The organism is Propionivibrio sp. (genome assembly GCF_016790145.1).
GTDB lineage: Bacteria > Pseudomonadota > Gammaproteobacteria > Burkholderiales > Rhodocyclaceae > Propionivibrio.
In genome coordinates, this window is record NZ_JAEUOI010000064.1 from 1 (window position 1) to 7972 (window position 7972).

A 7972-nucleotide genomic window follows, 5' to 3' on the forward strand; every position below is an offset into this window, starting at 1 on the left:
GTCGATCGAGGTCAGGATAACGGCGCCGGGAAGATCCCCGCCCAGCGCCGAAAGCAGAATGAACTCGCGATCTTCGTGCATCTTCAATCTCTGGGCTATGCGCGTGCGCAGGCGGCCCTCCGGCAGAAGGTTGGAGAAGAACGGCGGCGCCTTCACCGACGCGGTCTTGTGCCGGCCATCCAGGAGCAAGGTCCGGGTCGCAAGTTCGTCGTTGGGACGAGCCTGTGACAGGGACAGGAGGGGACGGCGTTCGCCATAGTCGATGTAGCTCTCGTCGATGACGAAGACCGTCTTCTCGTCAGGGTAGTGGGTGAGATAGCCGACCAGCAGATTGTTCAGGCGTACCTCAAGGGTGCTGACCATGCTCATTCCGCATCCTTCAGGTCGCTGAATTCGGTGAGGAGGTCGAGCGGCCGGTCGAGCCCCGCCGGCGGCAGCGAGCCCCCTTTATCCGGGTCGGTGAGGGGTGGCAGATTCGACTTCCCTTGCCCTATCGGCACAAAAGCAATCTCCAGCCCGAGCGAGGCAGCGTAGGAGATGAGGGTGTCCAGCGTCACGTCTTTTCCATTCTCGATCTTCGAGACGGTCGCCTGCCGCATCCCGCGCACTCTGCTCTGGGCAATCCCGGCCCGTTCGCGCTGTTGTCGCAACTGCTTGCCGATGCGCTCCAGGCTTTCAGGATTGCTGATTCGTTTATGTGTATCGTCCATATCAAATATATGCGCTATTACGTATTTGAGACAAATGCCTTGAAGGCAATTGATATACTCTTAAAAGAATATTAAGTCGTAAATCTATACGATATAACGAATATTAATTTGATTCCGGGGCACGCGCAACCAGAGTAAATTTGTCCTAACAGACCACCGTCATTCCGGCGCAAGCCGGAATCCAGAATCGTTCATCTGATCAAGATTTTAAAAGAACTGTTCCAAAAACGGCGAGAGCTATATCGCCCTGATCGACGCCCGCCGATTGGACTACTACCATCAGTTGGAGCGCGAGCGCATTCACCTGCTGCTGATCGACGAGGCCGCCAAGGGACTCGACGACGTTGCGGTTGGCAAGTTGAAGGACGCACGCAGCGTGATCCAGTCGATCAAGCGCCGTCGCAGTGCGTAAGTTGCCACGGGTCTGCTGGGTGCAAAAACCTGCCGCCAAATTCACCGCGAACTTTGAGCGCAACCTCGAAGACATAGAGCTTTTCCTGACCGTAGCAATAGCGCCACAGGCCTTCTACGACTTGCTGGATGAACTGCTTGAAACGGTGATTCCCAACCTTGAGCGCTTCCTGGAAATTTGCAGGCCGTTTATGGCCCGCCAACCGGGTTCCGTTGAAACGACCAATGCACTGGCAACGCTACGCGCGAAGTTGTCGGCGCTGACACCTGACGCCGATGCGTTACGCGAATACGTGCTCAAGGATTATTCCTTCCACCAGACGCCACTTTTCCTACCGCCCTCTCCGCTGACAGCAACTCGGCCCGCGCGAGCACAGTCTTTAGCCTTGTTCTGCGAGTACGGATAGGGTCGGGGAGATGAAATGATCTCAGCCAGATGGGTGAACGAAAGGTTAAAGATGAGGGCGGCAGATTGTGGACTCAGTGTGTCCGTCATTTGAGATTCGGGAGACACTGACTCCCGAATTGAATGCGAATTGTAAGAGGGCGAGAAGGCCGCTGAAGCAAACCTGCTCAAAACGTCATTCCGGCGCAAGCCGGAATCCAGTACCTTCCTCTGATATCCATTAAAACAATCAGATAAACGAACTGGACCCCGGCATCCGCCGGGGTGACGAGCGTGGTGGTCAGTAATGATTTTTCACAGACGCTCAGGACTTGCGCCTTTGCATGTCCGCCAGCGCCGCCATCAGCCATGAACGCATGCCAATGACAATGGTGTAGGGACGGCGCTGCTCCGGCGGCAGTTTCTGGTCGGCGAGATGCTGATTGGAAAAGTCCTGCCCGATGCGCGTCAGACGTTCGCGGAATGAATTGGCCAGGCCGCGGCCGATCTCGCCATGCACCACCATCAGCATTTCCGATTCGCCGTCGAAGCCGCCGGCGAAGTAATCGTGCAACACCTCCTTGCGGAAGAAGGCCATCACCGGGCCGTGCGGCAACCAGCGGAAACCCTTGGCCACCCTGAGTCGATAGCGGTTGCCGGGGCGCAAATCGATGATGCCGATCCGGTCGAGCTGCGTCAGGGCGCGAACCAGTTTCGCTTCGCTCACCTCGTAGGTGGCGATGATCTCTGCGGCGGGCATCTGGCTGACGACACAGATCGCCACCACCAGCAGCGTGCGGTCGGCAACGACCGCCTTCTCCTGTGCCAGCGTCAATTCCAGCAGCAGGGGCTGGGTATCGGCGACGCGGCGGGCGAGGTCGGCAAAGTCGAGATTGATGATGCGGCAGATATCGTCGATGCGCGACACCGGCATGTCACCGCCTTTCGAGAACATCCTTTTGACGCTCGACTCGGCCATGCCCAGGCGTTCGGCAACCCCGGCATAAGTGACCCTGGCGGCCTTGAGTTCACTCTTGAGGAGCGTGATCAGATCGGCGGTGGTGCTCATGACATGGTCCATCCTGGAAAAAAGTATCTGCAAACGATACTACAAGTCGAGACAAATGACACATCGTCGCCCCAGCTTGTACTGCTGACCAAGCGCGCCGATGATGTGCCCGTCACCCGACACAACCAACAAGGAGAACATCATGGAAAGCACGATTCGTATCGTTCAACGCGACACAGGCGCCTGGCGCATGCAGGTTTGGATTTCCTTCGGCATCGCCGTGCTGGTCTGCGGCACCGGCCTGGCCTGGCTGCCGGGCGGTGATCTCGACCGCGCCTTCATGGTCATGGGCTATTTCTTCTGCCTTTCGGCGGCCTTCGTGCTGTCGAAATATGTCCGCGACAAGGCCATCGCTCATTCCGATACGCCGATGTGGGGCATGGTTGTCTGGGGCGGCTTCGCCCTGGCCATGGCACTCACTGGCTGGGGGCTGTGGCGCATGGATATCAACCCGACCTGGAAGGCTTATCTGCTGGTCAGTTGGCTGTACCTGATCTCGTCGGCATTCACGCTGGCCAAGACCCTGCGCGATGCCTACGAGGCCGAGCGGCTTGAAAGCGGACAGGAACCCGCCCTCGTGCTGCCCGCCAGCGAATCCGCTGCGCCGAATGCGGTAACTCACGCAAGCTCGAACCACTAATCCAATCACTCACACTCAAGGAGAACCCCCATGACATATGATAGCTCCCGCCGCCGCGGCTTGCGCACCCTGATCGGCCTGTCTTTCGCTACCGCCGCTGCCTTGTTGGCCGCACCCAGCCGGGCGCATGGCGGTGCAGCGGAGGCCAGCGCCGGATCGAGTCTTTTGCTCTCGCTGCCGGTCGCCGTGCTCAGCGTTGCGCCGGTGACGATCCTCAGCGCCGGCGCCATGCTGACCGTGGTCGCCGTCGAGGCTTCCGCCACCGGTACGGTGTGGCTGCTGCGCCGCGTCTCGGACGGCGCCACCGCGAGCCTGCGCTTCAGCGGAGAAGTCGCCGCCGTAGCGCTGGTGGCGGCCGGAACCGCTATCTCGGTTACCGCCATCGCCGCCGGCTGGCTGCTCTCCGTCGCCGGCGAAGTATTGTGCCTGGTGCCCAATGCGCTGGGCGAGTCGCTGCTCTACAACGAGAGGATACGGTGATGAACGTCCTTAAGCGGTTGATCGGTGGCGCCTGCCGCGCACTTTGTACCGCGATGCTCGTGGCGACCCTGGCTGCTGCCGGTGGTCCGGCACTGGCCGGGCAGAATTGCGAGCCGCGCAAGCCCAGCCTGGATTCGATCAGGCGCGATCTGGCGCTGGCGGCCAGCGTTGCCGACCAGCTCGACGAGATGGCCCGATGCGACGGCACACAGGTCGTTCTGATCGCCCGCGTCGGTCAGGATCTCAGCCAGTACGGCCTGCGCTATTCGCATCTCGGCATCGCCTATCGCGACGACGCGGCACTCGCTGGTCGCGGCGCATGGCGTGTGGTGCACAAGCTCAACCAATGCGGCAGCGAGCGCAGCACGCTCTACCGGCAAGGCCTGGCCGAATTTTTCGGTGACGGCCTCTACGCCCATGAAGCCGGTATCGTGATGCTCAAGCCTGGGATCGCCGCGCGCCTGAAAGAGCAACTGAAGGATGATATGGTCTTGACCACGCTGCACGAACCGCGCTACAACATGCTCGCCTATCCGTGGTCCGGGCCCTACCAGCAAAGCAACCAGTGGGCGATCGAAACCCTGGCGATGCTGGTGGATCCCGCCGTGGTTAGCCGCGCAGCCGCACGGAGCTGGCTGCTCGCCCACGATTACCGGCCGACGAGCTTGCAGATTTCGACCCTGACGCGCCTCGGGGCACGCGTGTCTTCGGCCGGCATCAGCTTTGACGACCATCCCTTCGGGCGGCGCATGGCCGGGCAGATCGACACGGTCACGGTCGATTCGGTGTTCGCCTGGATCGAACGATCCGGTCTCGGCGGTGCGCCACTGCGACTGCACACGCTGCCCGCGGATCGCCCGCGGCGCCCGGCGGCCATTGAGACCTGAACCGGCTTTCATGATTCTTGCGACAATATGACATTCCTGTGCACTGCCCAAACAACCTGACTTAAGGAATCCTCCCGATGAGTACCCAATCCGGCCTGCTGCGCGCCCGCCGCTTCGCCCCGCTGTTCGTCACCCAGTTCCTCGGCGCACTCAACGACAACGTGCTGAAGAACGCGATGATCGTCCTGCTGACCTTCCAGGCGGCGAGCTGGACCACGCTGCAGCCCGAACTGCTGGCCAACCTGGCGGCAGGGATCTTCATCCTGCCTTTCTTCCTGTTCTCCGCGACGGCAGGCCAACTGGCCGACAAGTACGACAAGGCGCGCCTGGCGCAAATGGTGAAGCTGCTGGAAATCGGCATCGTGCTGGTGGCGGGCCTGGGTTTCATGCTGCACAGCATTGCGATTCTGTTTGTCAGCCTGTTCCTGCTGGGGCTGCATTCGACGCTGTTCGGCCCGGTGAAGTACGCGATCCTGCCACAGCACCTCAGGAGCGAAGAACTGGTCGGCGGCAACGCTCTGATCGAGGCCGGCACCTTCATCGCCATCCTGGTCGGCACCCTGCTCGGCGGTCTGCTCGCCGGCAGTAAGGGCGGGACGGCATGGATTACCGGCGCCGGACTGGTGATTGCCATTGCCGGCTATGGTGCCTCGCGTTCGATTCCCGCCGCAGCGCCGCCCGCGCCGGGTCTGGCCATCAGTGTCAATCCGCTGACCGAAACCTGGCGCAACATCCAGTTTGCCCGCGAGAACCAGACCGTCTTCCTCTCCATCATGGGAATATCGTGGTTCTGGCTGTTCGGCGCGATGTTCCTTGCCCAGTTTCCCGCGTACACGAAGAACGTCCTCGGCGGCAGCGAAACCGCGGTGACCCTGCTGCTGGCGACTTTCACCTTCGGCATCGGCGTCGGCTCGCTGTTATGCGAAAAGCTCTCGGCGCGCCGCGTCGAACTGGGACTCGTGCCGCTGGGATCGATCGGCCTCACGGTCTTCGCCCTCGATCTTGCCCTCGCCTCGCCCGCCTCGCCCTCGCCCTCGCCGCTGGGTGCGATCGGCCTGCTGGCCTACGAGCAGACCTGGCGAGTATTGCTCGACCTGGCGCTGATCGGGATCTTCGGCGGCTTCTTCATCGTTCCGCTGTATGCGCTGGTGCAGCAGCGCTCCGATCCCGCGCACGGCGCCCGCATCATCGCTGCCAACAACATCGTGAACGCGCTGTTCATGGTGGTCGGTGCGCTGGCCGCCGCCGGCCTGCTGGCTGCGGGCTTGTCGATTCCGCTGCTGTTTGCCGTGGCAGCGCTCTGCAACGCAGCAGTGGCGCTGTTCATCTACGGCCTGGTGCCCGAATTCCTGCTGCGTTTCATCATCTGGATGCTGATTCACAGTGTTTATCGGCTGCGTGTGCAGGAGCTAGACCAGGTGCCGGAGGAGGGTCCGGCGGTGATCGTCTGCAACCACGTCAGCTTCGTCGATGCCCTGGTGATCATGGCCGCCTGTCGGCGGCCGATCCGCTTCGTCATGGATCATCAGATCTTCCGCTGGCCGGTGCTTAGCTTTGTCTTTCGCACCGGCAAGGCCATCCCCATTGCCTCGGCCAGGGAAGACCAGGCAATGATGGATAAAGCCTTCGACGAAGTCGGCAAGGCGCTCGATGCCGGCGATCTCGTCGGCATATTCCCCGAGGGCAGGATCACCGCCGACGGCAACATCAACCCCTTCCGTCCCGGAATCACCCGCATCCTGCAGCGCAACCCGGTACCCGTGGTACCGATGGCCCTGCGCGGGCTGTGGGGCAGCTTCTTCTCGCGCAAGCACGGTCCGGCGATGACCCGGCCGTTCCGCCGTGGCGTGTTTTCACGCATCGAACTGGTCATGGGGCCTGCCGTACCTGCCGCCGAGGCCTTGCCGGAACGGCTTCAGATGGATGTCACGGCCTTGCGCGGCGAGTGCCAGTAATCGGAGCTAGCCCCAATGGTCCTACCTTAAGCCCTAACATCAGATATATCCATTTCTCAAGAAGCTCTCGTAAACAACAAGAGGTAACGCGTCGTCCCGGCGAAAGCCGGGACCCAGTATCGGGGCTCAATTCCGGACATCGGCCTTTGCCCCGAAGGAAACACTCTCGACCTATAGTCGGGGTGAGAAAATAATAATTCCCGAAATGAACTTGTGCTTTGATAATGCCGGCATGGTTTCCCCCCAGGCTGTTCCTCCTCCAACAATCGTTCTGACCACGCTCAACGCAAAATACATTCATGCGTCGCTCGGGCTGCGCTACCTGCTGGCCAACATGGGCGATCTGAGGGCACAGACGGTGTTATGCGAATTCACCATCGCGCGCAAGGCCCAGGATGTCGTCGATGAGTTGTTGCTTACCCTGGATGGTCCGCTAGCAAGCGAAGCGCAGGGTGCGCGAGGACCGCAAATCGTTGGCCTCGGCGTCTATATCTGGAACGTCGTGCAAACCACCGCCGTGCTGCGGCTGCTCAAGACGGCACGCCCTGGGGTGATCGTTGTTTTGGGTGGGCCGGAAGTCAGCCACGAGCTTGACAGTCAGGAAATCGTCCAGCTTGCCGACCATGTGATCACCGGCTGGGGCGACCTGAGCTTTCCCGGACTATGCCGCGCCCTGTTGAACGGTACTCGCCCATTGCACAAAGTGATCGCCGGAGAGCAGCCGGACTTGAAGCGGATTGCACTGCCTTACGCCGAATATTCCGACACCGACCTGAAGCACCGCCAGATTTATGTTGAAGCTTCGCGGGGCTGCCCATTCGCCTGTGAATTCTGCCTGAGCGCCCTGGACCGAACGGCCTGGGCGTTCGATCTGGAGGCCTTCCTGGCGGCAATGCAGGGCCTGTACCAGCGTGGCGCGCGCAATTTCAAGTTTGTTGACCGCACATTCAATTTGAAGATTGACGCCTCGGTGCGCATCCTTCAGTTTTTTCTCGATCGCTTGCCCGCACCGGGAATGGGCGAGCCGTCGGGCGATCTGTTCGTGCATTTTGAAGTAGTTCCCGATCATCTGCCCGATCGCCTCAAACAGGTGATCGCGCAGTTTCCGCCGGGTGTGCTGCAATTCGAGGTCGGCATCCAGAGTTTCAATGCCGAGGTGCAACAGCGCATTTCGCGCCAGCAGGACAACGCCAGGAGCGAAGCCAACCTGCGCTGGCTGGTCAATGAGTCGAAGGCTCACGTGCACGCCGACTTGATCTTTGGCCTGCCCGGTGAAACGCTGGAAAGCTTTGCCCTTGGCTTTGACCGCCTGTATGCCCTCGGCGCGCACGAGATTCAGCCGGGTCTGCTGAAGCGCCTGCGCGGCACTCCGATTGACCGACATACGAGCGAGTTCGGCATGGTGTATGACGCTGACCCGCCTTACGCGGTGCAG

At 61.0% G+C, this 7972-nt stretch carries 10 protein-coding genes; 7 read left to right on the plus strand and 3 right to left on the minus strand.

Annotation, left to right across the window (positions count from 1 at the left end; all coding sequences use genetic code 11):
• Together JNM42_RS05890 and JNM42_RS05895 are read right to left on the minus strand one after the other, a co-directional pair.
• Positions 1-369: HipA N-terminal domain-containing protein (locus JNM42_RS05890; RefSeq protein WP_294267622.1), on the minus strand; the 369-nt coding region annotated here is incomplete at its 3' end.
• Positions 366-710, minus strand: a complete 345-nt coding sequence (locus JNM42_RS05895) for a helix-turn-helix transcriptional regulator (protein ID WP_294267624.1) — start codon at positions 708-710, stop codon at positions 366-368. The genes JNM42_RS05890 and JNM42_RS05895, both read right to left, overlap by 4 nt.
• A 265-nt stretch (positions 711-975) precedes the next feature.
• Between JNM42_RS05895 and JNM42_RS05900 the strand changes: the two genes are divergently transcribed.
• Positions 976-1122 carry a hypothetical protein gene (locus JNM42_RS05900; RefSeq protein ID WP_294267627.1) on the plus strand — a complete coding sequence of 49 codons (147 nt, stop codon included), beginning with the start codon at positions 976-978 and terminating at the stop codon, positions 1120-1122.
• 19 nt (positions 1123-1141) lie between these two features.
• Positions 1142-1528, plus strand: coding sequence for a type II toxin-antitoxin system RelE/ParE family toxin (locus tag JNM42_RS05905; RefSeq protein WP_294267629.1), 387 nt, complete (start codon positions 1142-1144; stop codon positions 1526-1528).
• 303 nt (positions 1529-1831) lie between these two features.
• Here JNM42_RS05905 and JNM42_RS05910 read toward each other — a convergent pair whose 3' ends face one another.
• A complete protein-coding gene (locus JNM42_RS05910; protein ID WP_294267632.1) occupies positions 1832-2575 on the minus strand; it encodes a helix-turn-helix transcriptional regulator in 744 nt (247 codons plus the stop codon).
• A gap of 142 nt (positions 2576-2717) precedes the next feature.
• Between JNM42_RS05910 and JNM42_RS05915 the strand changes: the two genes are divergently transcribed.
• From JNM42_RS05915 to JNM42_RS05935, 5 genes are all read left to right on the plus strand, one after another.
• A complete protein-coding gene (locus JNM42_RS05915) occupies positions 2718-3215 on the plus strand; it encodes a YiaA/YiaB family inner membrane protein (protein ID WP_294267634.1) in 498 nt (165 codons plus the stop codon).
• 30 nt (positions 3216-3245) lie between these two features.
• Complete coding sequence (locus JNM42_RS05920; protein ID WP_294267636.1) at positions 3246-3695, plus strand: hypothetical protein; 450 nt, start codon at positions 3246-3248, stop codon at positions 3693-3695.
• Positions 3695-4582 (plus strand): DUF2145 domain-containing protein, encoded by an 888-nt coding sequence (locus JNM42_RS05925; RefSeq protein WP_294267638.1) that lies wholly within the window; start codon positions 3695-3697, stop codon positions 4580-4582. Before JNM42_RS05920 ends, JNM42_RS05925 begins: the two co-directional genes overlap by 1 nt.
• A 77-nt stretch (positions 4583-4659) precedes the next feature.
• On the plus strand, positions 4660-6537 hold the full coding sequence (locus JNM42_RS05930) for an MFS transporter (protein WP_294267640.1): 1878 nt from the start codon (positions 4660-4662) through the stop codon (positions 6535-6537).
• Positions 6538-6769: 232 nt separating this feature from the next.
• A partial coding sequence (locus tag JNM42_RS05935; RefSeq protein WP_294267642.1) for a radical SAM protein occupies positions 6770-7972 on the plus strand: 1203 nt, incomplete at its 3' end.

Bases quoted from the DNA above. Each gene is read 5' to 3' on its own strand.
- JNM42_RS05895 (WP_294267624.1), bottom strand. From the start codon at position 710: ATGGACGATACACATAAACGAATCAGCAATCCTGAAAGCCTGGAGCGC.
- JNM42_RS05910 (WP_294267632.1), bottom strand. From the start codon at position 2,575: ATGAGCACCACCGCCGATCTGATCACGCTCCTCAAGAGTGAACTCAAG.
- JNM42_RS05915 (WP_294267634.1), top strand. From the start codon at position 2,718: ATGGAAAGCACGATTCGTATCGTTCAACGCGACACAGGCGCCTGGCGC.
- JNM42_RS05920 (WP_294267636.1), top strand. From the start codon at position 3,246: ATGACATATGATAGCTCCCGCCGCCGCGGCTTGCGCACCCTGATCGGC.
- JNM42_RS05925 (WP_294267638.1), top strand. From the start codon at position 3,695: ATGAACGTCCTTAAGCGGTTGATCGGTGGCGCCTGCCGCGCACTTTGT.
- JNM42_RS05930 (WP_294267640.1), top strand. From the start codon at position 4,660: ATGAGTACCCAATCCGGCCTGCTGCGCGCCCGCCGCTTCGCCCCGCTG.